Here is a 17,961-nt window from a genome sequence, read left to right as displayed (position 1 = left end):
GTCAGCGCGGTCACAGGGGGCGGCGGCCGTTCCTTAGTGACGAGGATCTCCGGGGCCGGAGGGATGGCCAGGGGGCCGCCTGGGTGTTGCTAGAACGGTCGGACATGCGATGATCTGACCGTCCGGGGACGCCACAAGGGTGCCTCGAGGCCTGGAGGGATCCATGATGTCCTCTACGTCAAGCAGTGTTTCCAGCCCGTCGACCACCCTCTACGGCGGCAAGGCTGGACGAAGGGTCACCGTCCGCGACATCGCGGCGGCCAAGGAGCGCGGCGAGAAGTGGCCGATGGTCACCGCCTACGACGCGATGACCGCGAGGGTCTTCGACGAGGCCGGGATCCCGGTCGTGCTCGTCGGCGACTCGGCCGCGATGGTCGTGTACGGGTACGACTCCACGCTCCCCGTCTCGGTCGAAGACCTCATCCCGCTCACGGCGGCCGTGGTCCGAGGCTCGTCCCGCTCCATGGTGGTGGCCGACCTGCCGTTCGGCTCCTACCAGTCCTCCCCGCAGCAGGCCCTGGAGTCGGCGGCACGGTTCATGAAGGAGGCGGGCGCGCACGCGGTCAAGCTGGAAGGCGGCCGCCGCGTGCTCCCCCAGGTCGAGACCCTGGTCTCCGCCGGGATCCCCGTCATGGGCCACCTCGGCCTGACCCCGCAGTCGGTGAACGCCTTCGGCGGGTACCGCGTGCAGGGCCGTGGACAGTCCGGCGACGAACTGATGGCCGACGCCAAGGCCCTGGAGCACGCGGGGGTCTTCTCCGTCGTGCTCGAATGCGTGCCGGCCGACCTGGCCGCGCGGGTCACCGCCGCCCTGTCGGTCCCCACGATCGGCATCGGCGCCGGCCCGTCCTGTGACGCCCAGGTGCTCGTCTGGCAGGACCTCATGGGACTCACCCCGCATCCGGCGAAGTTCGTGAAGAAGTACTTCGACCTGGCCGGGGAGATGGACCACGCGGTCCGGGCCTTCGCCGGCGAGGTCGCCTCGGGCGCCTTCCCGGCCGCCGAGCACAGCTACCGCTGACCCTGGTCAGGCGAGGGCGTCCTCGGAGCCGAGGGTCGCGGGGTCGGTGTTGGACCCGCAGACGATGACGGCGACCCGCTCCCCCGGCTCCGGGACGTACGCGCCGCAGCGCAGCGCGGCCAGGGCGGCGGCGCCCGCGTGCTCGGCGGCGAGGTGGTACGACCGCCACAGCTCCCGGCGGGCCGCCACGATCGCGTCGTCGCCGACCAGCACCGAACGCACGCCCCCGGCCACGACGGTGTCGTAGGCGATCCGCCCGATCCGGCTGGCCCCGAGCGCGTCGGCGGCCACCCCGCTCACGCCCACCTCGACCGGGCCGCCGCGCTCCAGCGCGTCGTGCAGCGTCGGGATGCGCTCGGGCTCCACCGCGACGACCCGGACCGCGCCCGCCACCGCCGCCGTGACGCCCGCGACCAGGCCGCCGCCGCCCACCGCGACCACGATGGTGTCCACTCCCCCGGCGGCGCCTGCCTGTTCGAGGGTCTCCAGGCCGACCGTGCCCTGCCCGGCCACCACCTCGGGCTGGTCGTAGGCGTGGGCCACCAGGGCGCCGGTCTCGGCCGCCCGCTTCGCCGATGCCTCGTACGCGTCCGCGAAGATCGCCCCGGTCTGGGTGACATGGGCGCCGAGCGCGCGCAGCCCGGCGACCTTCACCGGGGCGCAGACCTCGGGAACGAAGATCTCGGCCCGGATCCCGAGCGCGTGCGCGACGTACGCGACCGCCATTCCGTGGTTGCCGCCGCTGGCCGCGATGACGCCCGCGCGGGGCATCGCGTCGGCGGACAGCACGCGGTTGAAGGCGCCCCTGACCTTGAACGAGCCGGCGTGCTGGAGGCCTTCGAGCTTCATCAGCAGTCCGGGCTCGCCTTCGAGCAACGGTGTCCGCCGGACGCGCCCGCCGATCCGGCCGGCCGCCCGCTCGACGTCCCCGCGTGTCACAACCATTGATCGCTCCTCGTCACGGCTTCGCTCGGCGCCCGGCGGATTCCGGTGGTCCCGGTCAGAGTTCCGCGTCCAGGAGCCGCTTGATCTCGGCGATCCTCGCCTCGTCGCGCTGGTAGAAGACCCACTGTTTGATCCGCTTGCCCCTGATGAGCCCGGTCCGTTCGAGGATCTTCAGGTGTCCGGTCGCGCTGGGCTGGGTCACCCCGAGCTTGGTGGCGATGAACACCGAGCACACCCCGTCCTCCACCAGGTCGCCGTCGACCTGGGGAGGAAAGTGCGCGACGGGATCACGCAGCCAGTCGAGGATCAGCAGCCTGCGCTCGCTGGCCAGCGCGCTGAGCACGTCCACCGGTATCACTTAGGCAGTTTCCTAATAAACGAATCCCTTTGTCAATGGCGCGGGGCTCACGGGACCGGACGGGCTCTACTGGTCGAGGGCCTGGAGGAAGTCCGACCACAGGTCCTCGGCGTGCTCGATGCCGACGGCCACCCGTACCGTGCCCTCGCCGATGCCCGAGCGGGCCAGCTCCTCGGGGGTCAGGGTGCGGTGCGAGGTCGTGACCGGGTGCAGGATCAGGGTCTCGACCCCGCCGAGCGAGGGGGCCAGGAGCGCCAGCTTCACCGAGCTCATGAACCTCTCGCCGGCCGGGCGCCCCTCCACCAGGTCGAAGGAGAAGACGCCGCCGAAGTCGGGCAGGAGCTTGGCCGCCAGCTCGTAGGAGGGGTGGCCGGGCAGGCCTGGCCAGTGGACGGCCCGTACGGCGGGGTGCCCGGCGAGGCGGGTGGCCAGCAGCCGGGTGTTCTCGCAGTGCCGCGCCATGCGCAGGGGGAGCGTCTGCATCCCGCGCAGCGTCAGCCAGGCCGCGAAGGGGTCGGCGGTGGCCCCGAGCTTGCTGGAGAACGACCAGACCTTCCGGTACAGCTCGTCGCCGGCGAAGACCGCGACCCCGCCGATCACGTCGCTGTGCCCGCTCAAGTACTTCGTCGTGGAGTGGACCACGATGTCGGCGCCGTGCTCCAGCGGGCGGCACAGCACCGGGGAGGCGAAGGTGTTGTCCACCACCGAGACGATGCCGGCCTCGCGCGCGGCGGCGCACATCCCGGGCAGGTCGGCGACCTGGGTCATCGGGTTGGCGATGGTCTCCAGGTAGAGCAGCTTGGTCTCCGGGCGGACGGCCTCGCGTACGGCGGCCGGGTCGTCCTCCGGGACGTAGGTCACCGTGATGCCGAAGCGGGTGGCCAGGTCGGTGACGGTCGCGGCGGTCCCGCCGTACAGGGCGGTCTGAGCGATCATGTGGTCGCCCGGCTTGAGCAGGCCGAGCAGCACGCAGTTGATCGCGCCCATTCCCGAACCGGCGGCGATCGCGGCCACGCCGCCCTCCAGTCCCGCTATGGCCTCTTCCATGGTGCGCACGGTGGGGTTGCTCATGCGCCCGTACACGAAGGCGCCGTCGGGACGGCTCATGCCGTCGGCGAAGACGGCCGGGTCGTCGAAGACGAAACCGGAGGTCTGGTACAGCGGGGTCGCGATCGGCGTACTGCCGTTCAGGGGAGGCTTCGGCAGGTGGACGGCCCGAGTGTCCGGGTGCAGAGAGCTCATGGGCTAAGAATGTCCGTTAGAAGATGATTTGTCAGTTCCGTTGTTTCTCGGCGGGCCCCCAGGGGCCGTTCAGGCATGCGGACCATCGCCTCGGTCATGCGGATGATCGCCTCAGGCATCCGGACGATCGCCGGGCAGCACCAGGGCGGCGGCGCCGAGCAGCCCGGCGTCACGTCCGAGGGAGGTGGGCTCGATCCGCAGCCGGCGCTGGAACCCGAGCCGGGCATCGCGGGCGACCGCCCGCCGCAGCGGGTCGAACAGGATCGGCCCCGCCGCCGCCACGCCCCCGCCGATGACGACGTTGTCGAGGTCGAACAGGGCGGACGCGGTCAGGATGGCGGCGGCCAGGGCGCCGGCGGCCCGCGCGAAGGCCAGGCACGCCGCGGGCAGGCCACGGCGGGCGTCCACGGCCAGGGCCTTGGCGTCGTCGCCCGCCCAGCCGTTCGCGCGGGCCCACCGGACCATGTTCGGGCCGCTGGAGTAGGTCTCGACGCATCCGGCGGCCCCGCACGGACACGGATCGCCGTCGGGATCCAGGATGATGTGCCCGATGTGCCCGGCATTGCCGCTGGGTCCGAGGAAGGGCGCGCCGTCCAGCACCAGCCCGCCCCCGATGCCGGTCGAGACCACCATGCCGAGCACCGCCCGGGAGTGCCGCAGCCGTGGGGTGCCCCGCCACCACTCGCCGAGCGCCATGCACTGGGCGTCGCCCGCCAGCCGCGCGCCGCGCCCGGGGAGCAGCTCGCCCAGCGCCTTGACCAGCGGGAACCCTCGCCAGCTCGGGATGTTGACCGGGCTGACCGTGCCCGCGCGGGCGTCCAGCGGCCCCGCAGAACCCACCCCGACGGCCCGCAGGTCCTCCTCGGGCACGCGGGCGGTGATCTGGCCGACCACCGCCGCGAGCGCCTCCTCCGGCGAGCCGTACCCGCTCAGAAGGACCTCGCTGCGGGCCTGGATGGTCCCGTCCGCATGAACGGCCGCGGCGGCGAACTTGGTGCCGCCGATGTCCAGGGCCAGGGCGGTCAAGGGCGCCCCTCGGTGCGGCGGCGCGGCGCCGGTGCCCGCCTGATGGTCCCGGCTCGTGGACGGCCCGGGACGGCGGTGGCCGTGCGCTGGTTCACGGTGTCCTCCTGGTGTCGGCGAAGGGAGGCGGCGTGCTTAACCGAGTAAGCGGACTGACGGTACGATCCCGCTGACAACGATGTCAACGGCGCGCGCCCACCGTGATCGTCCCCTGACGGTCCGCCGGCGCACGTCCGCTGCTCACCTGAGCCGGGACACGCGGTAGCGCGCTGAACCGTTCATCCTGGACGCGAGGACGCGGAGGCGGCGCCATCGGGACCCACACGACCGAACCGGTTCAGCCGTGCGTGACCGGCGGCCATGAAATCGGGCGAGGGCTCAGACGTCGGTGACGCGGGCGGGCCCAGACGTCGGACGAGGAGGGCTCAGCCGCCGTAGGCGGGCGGGCTCAGACGTCGGTGACGCGGAGGCCGGCGTGGGCCTTGTAGCGGCGGTTGATGGAGATCAGGTTGGCGGTGAACGCCTCGACCTGGCGGGCGTTGCGCAGCCGCCCCCCGTAGATGCCGCGCGCGCCGGGGATCCGGGACGCCAGGGCCCGCACGATGTCGGTGGCCTCGCGGTCGTCGCCGAGCACGAGCACATCGAGGTCGATCTCGGCGACCTCGGGGTCCAGGAGCAGGACGGCGGAGACGTGGTGGAACGCGGCGACGACGCGGCTGCCGGTGAGGACGGCCGCCGCCTGGAGGGCCGCGCTGCCCTCCTCGACGTCCAGCGCGTAGGCGCCCTGCTTGTCGAAGCCGAGCGGGTTCACACAGTCGATGACGATCTTGCCCGCCAGCTCGGAGACCAGCGACTCCAGGATGGACCGGTGCCCGTCCCACGGCACCGCCACGATCACGACGTCGGCCTCGGTGGCGACGCGCGCGTTCTCGGCGCCCCGCACCGGCAGCCCGGCCCCGAGGCCGTCGGCGGCCTCCTGGGCGCGGGTCGCGTCACGGGATCCGATGAGGACCTGGTGCCCGGCCAGGGCGAACCTGCGGGCCAGACCCTTGCCCTGGTCGCCGGTGCCGCCGAGGATCCCGATCGACAGTCCGCCGACGTCTCCCAGCTCAACGCTCATGATCCCGCTCGTCTCCTCGATCGCCGGCGATCCTCCAGATCATGCCAGGTGTTCCTTCCCGGGACGGCGGCGGGGGCGGTGATGCACCATGGAGCCATGGACGCTGCGTCGGTGACCTTCGTTCGCGAGATGCTCGCGTCGACCGGGTGGGTGGAGCGCACCCGGGAGTTCGCGCTGACCCTGCGAGCGACCCGCAGCCCGGGGGGCCTGCTGGTCGTCGGCACCCCCGACGAGGAGCCGTGGCACCTCGCCGCACACCTCGGCGACGAGGCGCGGATGTCCGGGCTCGCCCAGCTCGCCCCCACGCTCGTCCGCTGGTCGCCGCCGCCGGGCGCGCCACCCCATCTCGCGGTCGGCCTCGAACGCATCGAGGCGGCGCGGCGCGGAGAGACCCTTTTCGTGGTCACGGAGGAGAAGGCGCCGGTGCCGCTGCTCGAACGCGTCGACGACGCCAGGCGCACGGGCGCGACGATCCTCGCCCTCGACGGGGGCGACCCGGAGCTGGAGGGCCTGGCGCATGACGCGCTGGCGGTGCCGGCCGAGGACGGCCTGTTCACCTTCGACACCGCCCAGCACCTGGTGAGCATGGCCGCCGGGGAGCTCCCGCGTTCCGCCAACCGGCTCCTCGACCGCCTGGCCCGGCTGGCCGAACGCATCACCGGCCCCCGCGTCACCGACTGACCGGCGCCCCTCCCCCGGCCTCGGCGGCCAAACCTCCTCCGGCGAGGGACGGGGTTGCGTTCGCTACTGAACCCTGACCTCCCGCGTCGCATCCCTGCTCCGGGGCCGGACGCCGACCGCCGGAGACCGGGCGTAGCGTGAAAGCGCGGGTCATTCCCGTTCTCAGGGGCCGTGACCCGGCAGAGGCCAGGTCAACCAGGCCGGGTCGACGTGCGGATCGCTGTGCCTCCCTCCGCCTGCCGGGCGAGGCCCGGATTCCGTACGGCGCCCGCCTCCGCCCCGGTATCAGGGACCGGACACACGGAAGGGGCACCGACGATGACCGATCCGAACCTGACGATCAGGAAACCACCGGCGGACGGCACGGACAGCGGGCCAGACCGGCACGTCACTCCAGGCTCGCCGGGCGAGGCGTGAGGGTGTCGCTCATCGTCGACCTCATCGGCATGGCGGGCGCGGCGGCACTGCTGTACGCGTACGCGATGCTGTCCCTGAGGAGGATGTCCGGCGACAGCCTGAGCTACCAGCTCATCAACCTCGGCGGCGCCGTCGCGTTGATGATCAACTCCGCCTTCCATTTCGCCTGGCCGTCGGCCCTGCTGAACCTCATCTGGTGCGGCATCGGGCTGATGGCCCTCTGGCGGCTCCTCACCCCGCGATCATGGAAACGCCGCGACATCTCCGACGGTTCGTCGGCCGGCCACTGACCCGGCCTGGACGACCCGCCGCCCCCTCGGAAACGGAGCAGAAAGGGCCAGGGGGTCAGTCGTCGTCCCATTCCTTGTCGGATTCCTGCCAGGACTTGTTACGGGCGGCGGCGGTCTGGAGGGCCGCCGCGGCCTCGTCCCTGGTGGCGTACGGGCCCAGGCGGTCCTTGTTGGGGCAGCCCTTCTCGGGCTCGACCGCCATGTGCTTGAGGCAGAACCACCACTGGTCACCGCTCACTGTGTCCTCCTGACCCGGCGGGGCCTCCGGCTTTCCGCCTGAAACGCCCGCCACGCTCGTTCTCAGGCAGATCCTGCCCCACCGGAGCGGAACTAGACTTGGCGCATGACGACACTGCTCCGGCCGGGACGGCTCTCGCCCCCTCGCAAGGTCCCCGCCCACATCGAGCGGCCGGAGTACGTCGGCCGCAAGGAACCCCGCCGGGGCGAGTCCGACGTCCAGACCCCCGAGACGATCGAGCGCATGCGCGTCGCCGGGCGCGTCGCCGCCCAGGCCCTGGAGGAGGTCGGCCGGCACATCGCCCCCGGCGTGTCCACCGACGAGCTGGACCGCATCGGTCACGAGTTCCTCTGCGACCACGACGCCTACCCCTCGACGCTCGGGTACCGCGGTTACCCCAAGTCCCTGTGCACCTCGCTGAACGAGGTCATCTGCCACGGCATCCCCGATGACACCGTCCTGAACGACGGCGACATCATCAATATCGACATCACCGCCTACATCGGCGGCGTGCACGGTGACACCGACGCCACGTTCCTGGTCGGCGAGGTCGACGAGGAGTCGCGGCTGCTGGTGGACCGCACCCGCGAGGCGATGATGCGGGCGATCAAGGCGGTGGCGCCGGGCCGGCAGCTCAACATCGTCGGGCGGGTGATCTCCGCGTACGCCAAGCGGTTCGGGTACGGGGTGGTGCGCGACTTCACCGGCCACGGCATCTCGACGTCGTTCCACTCCGGGCTGATCGTCCCGCATTACGATGACCCGTCGCTGTCGGTGACGCTCGTGCCGGGGATGACCTTCACGATCGAGCCCATGCTGACGCTCGGCACCATCGAGTACGACGTGTGGCCCGACGGGTGGACCGCCGTGACCAAGGACCGCAAGCGGACCGCCCAGTTCGAGCACACGATCGTCGTCACGGACTCGGGCAGCGAGATCCTCACCCTCCCCTGACGCCACGGGGGCCGGGTGCTCAGAAGAAGACGAAGCCCCAGACGAGCAGGAGGACGGCGGTGGCCGCCGGGATCGCTGCGCGCCACTGGTAGTGGCCGCGGACGAGCGCGACCACGCTCAGCGCGGCGGACAGGACGGCGAGCGCGCCGTACCACGTGACGGCGGAGGGGACGCCGACGGCGAGCGCGGCCTCGTCCGATCGTGCGACGCTGTGGACCCCGACGACGGTGAGCAGGGTGAACACCACCCCGGCCAGGCCGGCGACCGTGGTGAGGGCCACCACCGAGGGGACCTTCCGCACCATCCCCCGCCGCGCCAGGACCCTGGTCCCCGCCACCACCTGGGCGGCCGACGTCAGGAAGAACAGCACGAAGGGGATCAGCAGCCACCAGGCGCCCGTGCTGATCCGGTGGACGGCCGGGGTGAGATGGAACTCCCCCTGCCGCCAGACCTGGTACGCGGCCCGGCGCGGATCGCACGGGGCCCCGGTGGCGGCGGGGTCGGCGACGAACGCGGAGATGGTCCGGCGCCCGCACCCGCTGGACAGGAACACCGCGTGCCCCACTCCGGCGAACTCGACGAAACGCGCGCCGGGCAGGGCCGAGGCGGCGGTCCTGGCGGGCCCGGGGGCCGTGACGGGGTCGTACTGTCCCCCGACGACCAGCACCGGCGCCGTGGAAGATCCTGACGCGGGCGCCCCGTACGCGGAGGGTACGGACCCGGACGCGGCGAACGCCGAAGGGCTGGCCGCGGAGGGGGCAGGGGTGGTCGCCGGGAGGCTGGGGAGGTGCCAGGCCGCGCAGACGGCCTGGTAGGCGACCGTGGTGAACAGGCGGGGGTGTCCCTGGTCGGCGAAGGTGCTGAGCGGCGCCTCCTCCTGGCACATCACCGCGTAGTAAAGGCCGAACTCGTGGGACTTCAGGGCTCCGCCCGCCCGGTCGGCCAGCACCTGCAACGGGCGGTCGTCCCCCGCGGCCACCCCGTCCACCAGCGCCGGCACGACCGGCAGGACGTCGGCCTCGCGCATGGCCTCGGTGAGGATCGTCGCCACGTCGTCCCCGGTGAGACGCACGGTCAGCGGGCGGCCGGTCAGCGGGTCGGCGGTGTCCAGCCGGGCGGGTTCCTTGTTGAGCCGTTCGACCATGGCGGCGAAGCGGGCGGGCAGCCCCCGCCACCTGCGGCCGAGGTTCGCCAGGGTGCCCGCCAGGTTGGCCCGCGCCTGGTCGTGGTACCGGACCTGCCCCGGCAGGAAGGAGTCGAGGACCACCGAACGCGTGCCCTGGGGGTCGGCGGCCGCGACGGCCGTCATCGTCCGCGTGGAGTGGCCCACGCCGAACAGGTTCCACCGGTCGTACCCCAGCGCGTGCCGCAGGTCGACGACGTCGGCCGCCATCTCGGTGGTGACGTATCCGCGCAGGTCGACGCCCTGCCGGGTGAGCCGGTCGTGGCAGGCCGTGGCATTGGCGGTGATCAGCCCGCGTTCGGCGGGGTCGGAGGACTGCCCGGGGAGTGTGAGGGTGCCGACGAGCGCGCGGGCGATCTCGGGGCAGTCGAGGCGCGGCTCGGACCACCGGCCGCCGCGCTGCTCGATCACGACGACGTCGCGGTCACGCCCGAGGGGCATCCGGGTGAGGAACCCGGTGAGCTGGATCGAGGGTGAGCCGGGGCCGCCGCCGCTGTACACGACCGGGTCCGGCTTGCGGTCGGCCGCGGTCGAGCGGTGGACGGCGTAGCCGACGCGGATCTCCCTTCCGGCGGGGACGGCCCGGCGCTCCGGCACCACCAGGAACCCGCACCGGGTGCCGCCGGGCACGGGGACCGGGCAGGGACGCTCCTCCACCCGCGGCGCCCGCGTATCGACGGCATGGCCCGCCGAGGTACCGGCGTGGGCGGGCTGGGCAAGCGAGGTGAGGGCGGGAAGGAACGCGGCCACGGCGAGCAGGCCCGCCGCCACCCGGACACCGAACGGCACCACGCCACCGGCCGCCCGTCCCGAAGCCACCCGGACACCGATCGGCATCGCGGCACCGGCCGTCCGGGCCGAGGCCGGGGGTGTCGATGGCGCGGTCACGTGAGGGTGCCGGGGGGTGCGGGACTCACGACGATCACGTGGTTTCGCTCCATCCTTGAGGACTGTGCCGGGCCCGCTCATCCGAGTGGTCTTCCGATCGCGGCGAGCGATCATCTGCCCCCGGCCCGGCTCCTCTAACGACCGCGATCACTCCCCGTTCGGATGCTACGGCGGCGATCCCCCGGTACGGCGCCCCGGCGGCCGCCCCGGGAAAGGTGGCGTTCGTCCCGGGAGGCGGGCCAGGGGGTGGACCCTGGCCCGCCGGCGCGGGTCATTCGTCGAAGAAGACGCTTTTCACGATGGTCGCCCTGACGTTGTTGCGGGCCAGTTCGGCGGCCGAGGAGTCGCTGCTGGACACCCCGGTCACCGAGTAGGCGACCCTGGTGAAGTTCGACTGCGGGGAGAAGGAGACCTGCACGACGGCCCTGCCGTTCCAGCCGATGACCATGTTGCCGGGATGTCCCCATTCGGTGAACCCGTTGGAGGCCAGCGCACTCTGGGCGAGCGATTTGGCGTGGGTCCAGCGCATGCTCTTGACGAAGGTGCCCCAGTGCGCCGCCAGCGGGACGACGGCCGAGGCGGTGGAGGCGGGAGCGATGGCGAGCGTCGCGGCCGACGCCGCCGGTACGGAGGTGGCCGAGAGGGTCAGGGTCGCGGCGGCGAGCGTCAGGCCGAGACGACGGGCCGGGAGGGTCTTCAGGTTCATGATCGGCTCCTTTTTCAGCAGGTGCCCTCGACGCTAGGCAGGCGGAGCGCGGACGGCCTGAGTAACCCCCTACTCAAATGGAACGGGCCAATGAAGAAGGCCGCGTTCGCCGATGCCGCGGGCGCGAGGGCGCGCACTCGTCTGCCACGGGGGTGTGGTTCACCGCACCTCGTGCCTGCGGGAAGCCGCCAGGCGGATCGGCGGCGGGCCTCATGTCACCATATGTCTGATCTTGCATAGCCTGTGGGGCATGGACACGACCACCCCTGACGGGGTCGCCGGATGGGCGATCGGACTGATGGAGCAGCTCGGAGCGCCCGGAGCGGGCCTGGCCATCGCACTGGAGAACCTGTTCCCCCCGCTGCCCAGCGAGGTGATCCTCCCGCTGGCCGGGTTCACCGCGAGCAGGGGCGACATGAGCCTTTTCGACGCGCTGCTGTGGACCACCCTGGGCTCGGTGGTCGGCGCGCTCGCGCTGTACGCCGTCGGGGCGATGCTCGGCCGGGACCGCACGGTGGCGATCGCCGCGCGGCTGCCGCTGGTCAAGGTCGCCGACATCGAGAAGGCCGAGGCGTGGTTCGGCAGGCACGGCGCCAAGACGGTGTTCTTCGGGCGGATGATCCCGATCTTCCGGAGCCTGATCTCGGTGCCGGCGGGCGTGGAGCGCATGCCCCTGGTGACCTTCACCGCCCTCACGTGCCTGGGCAGCCTGATCTGGAACACCGTCTTCGTCATGGCGGGGCACCAGCTCGGCGAGAACTGGTCCCTCGTGGAGGGTTACGCGGGGATCCTGTCGAAGCTCGTCATCGGGGCCGTCGTGCTCGCCCTGGTGACCTTCGTGGCCGTCCGGCTGTCCGAACGGCGCAAGGGCAGGCATGTCCCACGATGAGCGGATGACGGGGCGGGGACTGCGGGCGGTGGCGGCACTGCTGGCCGGCACGGGGACGGCCCTGCTGGAGCTGGCCTTCCTGGTCCTCGCCGCGACGCTCGCCCCCGTGTACGCGACCGGCGCGCGGGGGCGGCGGGCCGCGGCGCGCCTGGTGTTCGCCGGGGCCGGCCGGCTGGCCGCGCTGGAGGCGCGGCGGCTGCGGTTCGCGGGCGGCGGGCCGTGGCCCGGCCCGTCACATCCGTACGACGGGCGCCGGGCCCTCGCCTACGTCGCGGCGCGCTGGCCGGTGGGGATGCTGGGCGGCGCCGTCCTGCTGCTGCTCGCCGTCGGCGCGGGCACGGGGGCGCGCCTGGTGTGGGGCTGGCTGCGGGAGGAGAACTACGACGGCATCCCGCCGACCCCGGCCATCCTGATCTACACGGGCGTCGCCGGGGTCGTGCTGCTGTTCCTCGACGTCAGCGGGATCGTCGGGGTGGTGGCCCTGGACCGCGCGCTGGCCAGGCGCCTGCTCGGCCCGAGCCCCACCCAGTTGCTGGAGCGGCGCATCGCCGAGCTGGCCGAGACCAGGGCCGGGATCGTCGCGGCCGTGGACCAGGAGCGGCGGCGCATCGAGCGCGACCTGCACGACGGGCTGCAGCAGCGGCTGGTCGCCCTCGCCATGCTCATCGGCAGGGCCCGCCGGGGACGCTCCCCCGAGCTGCTGGACGCGTTGCTCCTGCAGGCGCATGACGAGGCCAAGGAGGCGATCTGCGACCTGCGGGAGGTGGCGTGGCGCGCCTACCCGAGCGGGCTGGACTCGCTGGGCCTGCGCGAGGCGCTCGCCACCGTCGCCGAGCGCGCCGCCGTCGAGGTGCGGATCGACTACGACCTGACCGGACGTCCGGCACCGACCATCGAGACGGCCGCGTACTTCGTGGTGTGCGAGGCGGTCACCAACGCCGCCAAGCACGCCGGCGCCGGGCTGGTGACCGTCCGCCTGGCCCGGAAGGGGACAATGCTGGTCGTGCGCGTGGACGACGACGGTCATGGCGGGGCCGACCCGGCGGGGAGCGGCCTGTCCGGGCTGGCCCGCAGGGTGGCCGCCCTGGACGGCCGGTTCCGCCTCGACAGCCCCGCCGGGGGCCCGACCACCGTCGTCGCGGAGCTCCCGTGCGCGTGATCCTGGCCGAGGACTCCACGCTGCTGCGCGAGGGGCTGGTACGGCTGCTGCTGGAGGAGGGGCACGAGGTGCCGGCGTCGGTCGGCGACGCCGCCGCGCTGGTGGAGGCGGTCGCGGAGCACCGGCCGGACGTCGTGGTGGCCGACGTGCGGATGCCGCCGACCCACACCGACGAGGGGCTGCGCGCGGCGCTGGAGATCCGGCGCAGGTGGCCGGGCACGGCGGTGCTGGTGCTGTCGCAGTACGTCGAGAACCGGTACGCGACCGAGCTGATGGGCGGGGACGTGGACGGCGTGGGCTACCTGCTGAAGGACAGGGTGGCCCAGGTGTCGGACTTCCTGGACGCGCTGGAGAGGGTGGGCGCGGGAGGGGCCGCGTTCGACCCCGAGGTGGTGCGCCGGCTGCTGGCCCGCACGACGCACGCCGACCCGCTGGGCACGCTGACGCCGAGGGAGCGCGCGGTGCTCGACCACATGGCGCAGGGGTTCACCAACGCGTCGGTGGCCGCGCGGCTGCATGTGTCGCAGAGCGCGGTCGAGAAGCACGTGAACGCCATCTTCGACAAGCTCGGCCTGTCGCACGTCACCGGGTACAGCCGCCGCGTGCTGGCGGTCCTGCGGTACATCGGCTCCTGAAGCGCGTGCCCCGGGAGGGTGGCCGCGCCCGTGGTCATGCGGTCCATCGGCTCGTGACGCGCGTGCCCCGCGAGGGTGGTCCCGTGGCCGTCGGGTCCTGGGCGCGTACTCGGGGGAGACGGGCGGGCGCTGATCTTCTACGCTCGGCTTCCACAAGTACAGCGGGATATATGACGATAAATGTGGATAAGAGGAGAAACCGCGTGGAGGACTTCCAGCCGGCGACGACGGCCGAGCACCTGCTGTGGCTGCTGGCCCGGCACGGCGTCGAGCATCTCTTCCTCAACCCCGGCACCGACTCCGCCCCGCTCCAGGAGGCGGTCGCCACGCTCGCGAAGGCGGGCGTGGCCATCCCGAAGATCATCACCTGTTCGTACGAGTCGGTCGCCCTGGCCGCGGCCCACGGGTACTGGCAGGTCACCCGCCGCCCGCAGTGCGTGTTCGTCCACGTCGACGTCGGCACGCAGAACCTCGGCGCCATGATGCACAACGCGATGCGCGACCAGGCCGGGGTGATCGTCATCGCCGGGAAGACGCCGTACGCCGAGGAGCCGGGCGCGCCCGGCGGGCGCTCGCACACGATCCACTGGCAGCAGGACGTCCCCGACCAGGCCGGCACGGTACGCGGGTACGCCAAGTGGGTCATGGAGATCACCCGGCCCGCCATGCTGGCCAGGGCCGTCGGCCGCGCGGTGCAGGTCGCGACGGGCGGGCGGCCGGGCCCCGCGTACCTGATGGTCTCGCGCGACGTCCTGATGGACCCGCCCGCCCCCGAGCCGGGCCGCACGACCAGGTACGCCGTGCCGCGCCCGCCCGCAGCGGACGCCGACACCGTGCGCTGGATCGCCGACCGGCTGGCCGAGGCCGGGCGCCCGCTGCTCATCACCGGCAAGGCCGGCCGGCGCCCCGAGGGATTCCTGGCGGTCACCCGCCTGGCCGACCTCGCCGGGGTCCGGGTCATCGACCTCGCCGAGACGGGCTGCGTGAACATCTCGACGTCGCACCCGATGAACCTGCTGGCGGCGGCGGACGGGCAGCGGGCCGTCGAGGAGGCCGACCTGATCATCGTGGTCGACGCCGACGTGCCGTGGATCCCGAGGTTCACCGAGCCCACGGACGCCACGATCGTCCACATCGACGCCGACCCGCTGAAGACCGACATGCCGATGTGGACGTTCCCCGTGGACGTGTCGGTGACCGCCGACGGCCCGACGGCGCTCGGCCAGATCGCCGAGCGGCTGGAGGAGATGGGGCACACCATGCCGCCGCCGGGACGGCCCGAGGCCGCGCGCCCCGCCGCGCCGCCCGTCCCGGCGGACGGGCCGATCACCGTCCACGAGGTCGTGGCCGCGCTGAACGAGGTCCTGCGCGCGGACGACCTGGTGATCGAGGAGGCGGTGACCAGCGCCCGCGTCCTGCACGAGACGCTGGACCGCACCCGGCCCGCCACCATGTACGGCACCGGTTCGCCGGGCCTCGGCTGGGGTCTGGCGGGGGCGGTCGGCGTCAGCATGGCCTCGCCGGGCGCCCGGGTGGTCACCGTGGTCGGCGACGGCAGCTTCATGTTCGGCGTGCCGACGGCCGCGCTGTGCCTGGCCGCCGAGGCCGGGGCCCCGATCATGGCGGTCGTGCTGAACAACGACGGCTACCGGGCCAGCAGGCTGCCGGTCTTCGAGCTGTTCCCGCAGGGGCTGTCCGCCACGCGGGGGGACGCCGAGGGGACGAGGTTCAGCGCGCCGCCGGATTTCGCGGCGGTAGCGCGCGCGTGCCACGCGGACGGTGAGACCGTCACCGATCGCGCCGGCCTGGTCGCCGCCCTGCGGCGTGGCCTGTCGGCCGTCGAGTCGGGCCGGTCATCGGTCGTGGACGTGCGGATCGCCACCGACTGAGCCGGCCGGCGCGCGTCCCCCCCGGAACGCGCGCCCTGCCGTCCGCCCGGTCACGCGCCCGGTTTCGCCGCACCCCGCCGGGCGGCGCCACCCGGCGCGCGCCACCCGCCCCCGCACCCGGGCCCCCCCCCGGGGGGGGCCGGGGGCCCCCCCCCCCCCCCGGCCACGCCGTCATGGCCGTCGCCGCAGGACGCCCGCTCAAGGGCGCGGAACACCCTCTCCCGCCGCCGGAGCAGCTTCGCGGGGTCGCGCGGCATGCCCATCTTCTTGTAGAGGACGTTGGTCGAGGACGTACCGAGCCCTCCCAGCTCGGGCAGCCGGATGATGGCGATCTCCTCCGCGCGACCGGCGACCCGGCTGTGCGCCGAGCCCGATTCCCGGATCTCGAAGGCCACCTTCCCCGCCCTGCACCTGATCTCGAACCTCAGCCCGCCCGCGGTCCGCACCACGGGCACCGTCCTTCCCAGCACTCTTTCCCTCGCCGTCAGACCAGCCTCCACCGCGATCTCCGCGGCCCTTTCCGGAGTGAGCGGGAAATCGCCGGCGACGGGCTCCAGCGCGACTTCCCCCTGGCGGTTCCGCCAGGAGAAGAAAACTCCGGAAAACAACGTGATCATGAGGATGGCGATGGTCAACCCCTCCATGGCCAGCTCCTTGCCTGTGCCCGTAGCCTCCACGACTTCGCGACCGTCGTTCGCGTCGACGGCCGTAAAGCCGCCAGGTACGGACAAACCCCTCCCTCTTGACATAAGGACAATATCCGGACCGATCATCCAAAGCCCACACATCGACGGCGGGTTTTCGCGGGGAAGGTTCAGTACTAAGTACTACTCCGGCCCGCCGGGCGGGGATTCCCCGCCCCCGGGCGCGGGGAATAGCCGAATTACCGGACGGCGGAAAGGCCGCTGACCTCGTGAGACGCGCCTTAGGCACTTCGGAACGTGCATCTGCACGTGTCTTGCACTCCACGAGCAACACACGTGCACAGAGCCATGTTCCGGCGCGGCCGGCCGGATATCGCCCGGCGGGCGGCGGGGTTCTTAAGGGGTGCCGCTACTCGAAGAAATGCTCCAGCTTCGAGGCGATACCCGAACGCTGCTCTACTCCGAGTTTCCGCAATATCCGGGAGACATGGCCCTTGATGGTCGATTCGGTGACGTAAACCTGGGCCGCGATCTCCTTGTTCGTCATGCCGCCCCGGGCGATCAGAAAGGCGATCTCCCTTTCCTTGGACGACAGCGAGTTGAGAAGGTTCTCGGCGTGCACGGACGGCCGCGAGATGATATCCATGGTCTCGGTCTGGCCCCGCTCGCACTGCCGCCGCAGGTCCCGTACCAGGCGCACCAGCTCGTGCGACTCGATCGGCACGGTCTCCTCGATCTCGCAGATCCTGCCGTGCAGGTCGGCCAGGATCGCCGAGACGTCCTGCACGACGTCGGCGACCGACCGCTGGTCGGTCTCGGCCGAGCCCTCCGAGGGGGCGGCCAGCTCCTCGCGGTTGAGCGCGTCCTCCCGCTCGCGGGCGAGCACGGTGGCGACCGACCTGCCGGTCCACTCGAAGGCGCGCACGTGCTCGTCGGTGTAGGCGTGGCTCTTGTAGGTCTGGATGGACGCCAGGCCGATCACCGGGGACCCCTCCCGCTCCTCGAACAGCGGGATGGTGATGGCGTCGGCCGAGGACCGCTGCTCGTCGCCGAAGGCCACCCCGCGGTTCAGCAGCAGGCCGTTGTCGCTGCCGAAGGTGTACGGGCGCCGGTGCTGGAGTATCCACGCGGCCTGCCCGGTCGGCCCGTACCCGAAGACCTCCGGAGGCACGTACGCCTTGACGGTGATCGTGTCGTCGAAGGTGTACGGGTAGACGATCTTGCGGCCTTCCCGGTAGAAGCCGACGTAGAAGGCGTCCACGCTGCACATCGTGCTCATGGCGAAGCGCCAGTAGTCGAACAGGCCGTGGTGGTTGCCCATGCGGGCGCGGATCCCGCGATCGGCCTGGCTCAAGGCCGCGGCGACATCCGGTGAGAACCCGCGGCTCGAACGAGGTGCCGACACCCGTCCTCCCATGACTGACCTCGATGACCCGGAAAGCGGCGCCCGGAAATCACCGGACGTCCCATAGAGCCTTACTGACAGACGCCCCCCTCGTCATCATTTCACCTGATTTGGTGTCATTAAGAGATCATTCCACCGGCCCGGCGCCGCCCGGGCCCCCACAAGGGGTGTCCTCTCCCCCGCCACCTCGGCCGATGCGTTCTCGTTATGCCCGCCAAGGTGTGAACTCGCGCCGGATCCGAAAGGTCACGCTCCGCGCACCTGACACCCGGGA

General features: G+C 72.3%; 18 protein-coding genes. 8 read left to right on the top strand and 10 right to left on the bottom strand.

Annotated elements, in window-relative coordinates; genetic code table 11:
- The first annotated feature begins 166 nt into the window (after positions 1–166).
- Positions 167–1,021, top strand: a complete 855-nt coding sequence (gene panB / locus NYZ98_RS04015) for a 3-methyl-2-oxobutanoate hydroxymethyltransferase (protein ID WP_262841078.1) — start codon at positions 167–169, stop codon at positions 1,019–1,021.
- A 6-nt stretch (positions 1,022–1,027) separates the two neighbouring features.
- Here panB and NYZ98_RS04010 read toward each other — a convergent pair whose 3' ends face one another.
- The 5 genes from NYZ98_RS04010 to npdG form a co-directional block, all read right to left on the bottom strand.
- Positions 1,028–1,966 (bottom strand): serine/threonine dehydratase, encoded by a 939-nt coding sequence (locus NYZ98_RS04010; RefSeq protein ID WP_262841077.1) that lies wholly within the window; start codon positions 1,964–1,966, stop codon positions 1,028–1,030.
- Positions 1,967–2,021: 55 nt separating this feature from the next.
- The gene (locus tag NYZ98_RS04005; RefSeq protein WP_262841076.1) at positions 2,022–2,324 is read right to left on the bottom strand and encodes an ArsR/SmtB family transcription factor; all 303 of its coding nucleotides are present in this window, start codon (positions 2,322–2,324) and stop codon (positions 2,022–2,024) included.
- 66 nt (positions 2,325–2,390) lie between these two features.
- Entirely contained in the window at positions 2,391–3,566 is a 1,176-nt protein-coding gene (locus NYZ98_RS04000; RefSeq protein ID WP_262841075.1) for a trans-sulfuration enzyme family protein, read from the bottom strand.
- Positions 3,567–3,677: 111 nt separating this feature from the next.
- A complete protein-coding gene (locus NYZ98_RS03995) occupies positions 3,678–4,592 on the bottom strand; it encodes an ROK family protein (protein ID WP_262841074.1) in 915 nt (304 codons plus the stop codon).
- A gap of 445 nt (positions 4,593–5,037) precedes the next feature.
- A complete protein-coding gene (npdG, locus tag NYZ98_RS03990; RefSeq protein WP_262841073.1) occupies positions 5,038–5,709 on the bottom strand; it encodes an NADPH-dependent F420 reductase in 672 nt (223 codons plus the stop codon).
- 96 nt (positions 5,710–5,805) lie between these two features.
- On the opposite strand from npdG, the gene NYZ98_RS03985 reads away from it, so the two are divergent.
- Both NYZ98_RS03985 and NYZ98_RS03980 read left to right on the top strand, forming a co-directional pair.
- The gene (locus NYZ98_RS03985) at positions 5,806–6,390 is read left to right on the top strand and encodes a hypothetical protein (protein WP_262841072.1); all 585 of its coding nucleotides are present in this window, start codon (positions 5,806–5,808) and stop codon (positions 6,388–6,390) included.
- Between the two features lie 419 nt (positions 6,391–6,809).
- Complete coding sequence (locus NYZ98_RS03980) at positions 6,810–7,097, top strand: CBU_0592 family membrane protein (protein ID WP_262841071.1); 288 nt, start codon at positions 6,810–6,812, stop codon at positions 7,095–7,097.
- A 55-nt stretch (positions 7,098–7,152) separates the two neighbouring features.
- Here NYZ98_RS03980 and NYZ98_RS03975 read toward each other — a convergent pair whose 3' ends face one another.
- On the bottom strand, positions 7,153–7,335 hold the full coding sequence (locus NYZ98_RS03975; RefSeq protein ID WP_262841101.1) for a hypothetical protein: 183 nt from the start codon (positions 7,333–7,335) through the stop codon (positions 7,153–7,155).
- A 105-nt stretch (positions 7,336–7,440) separates the two neighbouring features.
- Between NYZ98_RS03975 and map the strand changes: the two genes are divergently transcribed.
- The gene (gene map / locus NYZ98_RS03970; protein WP_262841070.1) at positions 7,441–8,289 is read left to right on the top strand and encodes a type I methionyl aminopeptidase; all 849 of its coding nucleotides are present in this window, start codon (positions 7,441–7,443) and stop codon (positions 8,287–8,289) included.
- Between the two features lie 19 nt (positions 8,290–8,308).
- On the opposite strand, the gene NYZ98_RS03965 is transcribed toward map, so the two are convergent.
- Positions 8,309–10,309: an alpha/beta hydrolase gene (locus NYZ98_RS03965; RefSeq protein WP_262841069.1), complete on the bottom strand. Its 2,001-nt coding sequence runs from the start codon at positions 10,307–10,309 to the stop codon at positions 8,309–8,311.
- 322 nt (positions 10,310–10,631) lie between these two features.
- Complete coding sequence (locus NYZ98_RS03960; RefSeq protein ID WP_262841068.1) at positions 10,632–11,066, bottom strand: hypothetical protein; 435 nt, start codon at positions 11,064–11,066, stop codon at positions 10,632–10,634.
- Positions 11,067–11,316: 250 nt separating this feature from the next.
- Between NYZ98_RS03960 and NYZ98_RS03955 the strand changes: the two genes are divergently transcribed.
- From NYZ98_RS03955 to NYZ98_RS03940, 4 genes are all read left to right on the top strand, one after another.
- Entirely contained in the window at positions 11,317–11,955 is a 639-nt protein-coding gene (locus NYZ98_RS03955; protein ID WP_262841067.1) for a DedA family protein, read from the top strand.
- Positions 11,956–11,959: 4 nt separating this feature from the next.
- Positions 11,960–13,114, top strand: a complete 1,155-nt coding sequence (locus tag NYZ98_RS03950) for a sensor histidine kinase (protein ID WP_262841066.1) — start codon at positions 11,960–11,962, stop codon at positions 13,112–13,114.
- Positions 13,105–13,749: a response regulator gene (locus tag NYZ98_RS03945; RefSeq protein ID WP_262841065.1), complete on the top strand. Its 645-nt coding sequence runs from the start codon at positions 13,105–13,107 to the stop codon at positions 13,747–13,749. The genes NYZ98_RS03950 and NYZ98_RS03945 overlap by 10 nt, the downstream gene beginning before the upstream one ends.
- Positions 13,750–13,952: 203 nt before the next feature.
- Positions 13,953–15,638: a thiamine pyrophosphate-requiring protein gene (locus tag NYZ98_RS03940; RefSeq protein WP_262841064.1), complete on the top strand. Its 1,686-nt coding sequence runs from the start codon at positions 13,953–13,955 to the stop codon at positions 15,636–15,638.
- Between the two features lie 50 nt (positions 15,639–15,688).
- On the opposite strand, the gene NYZ98_RS03935 is transcribed toward NYZ98_RS03940, so the two are convergent.
- Positions 15,689–16,411, bottom strand: a complete 723-nt coding sequence (locus NYZ98_RS03935; RefSeq protein ID WP_262841063.1) for a hypothetical protein — start codon at positions 16,409–16,411, stop codon at positions 15,689–15,691.
- 280 nt (positions 16,412–16,691) lie between these two features.
- On the bottom strand, positions 16,692–17,636 hold the full coding sequence (locus NYZ98_RS03930; RefSeq protein ID WP_262841062.1) for a LuxR C-terminal-related transcriptional regulator: 945 nt from the start codon (positions 17,634–17,636) through the stop codon (positions 16,692–16,694).
- Positions 17,637–17,961 lie beyond the last annotated feature (325 nt).

The organism is Sphaerisporangium corydalis (genome assembly GCF_025506355.1).
GTDB classification, from domain to species: Bacteria; Actinomycetota; Actinomycetes; order Streptosporangiales; family Streptosporangiaceae; genus Sphaerisporangium; species Sphaerisporangium corydalis.
The sequence above is the reverse complement of the archived record's forward strand: the minus strand, read 5'-3'. Positions and strand labels throughout refer to the sequence as shown.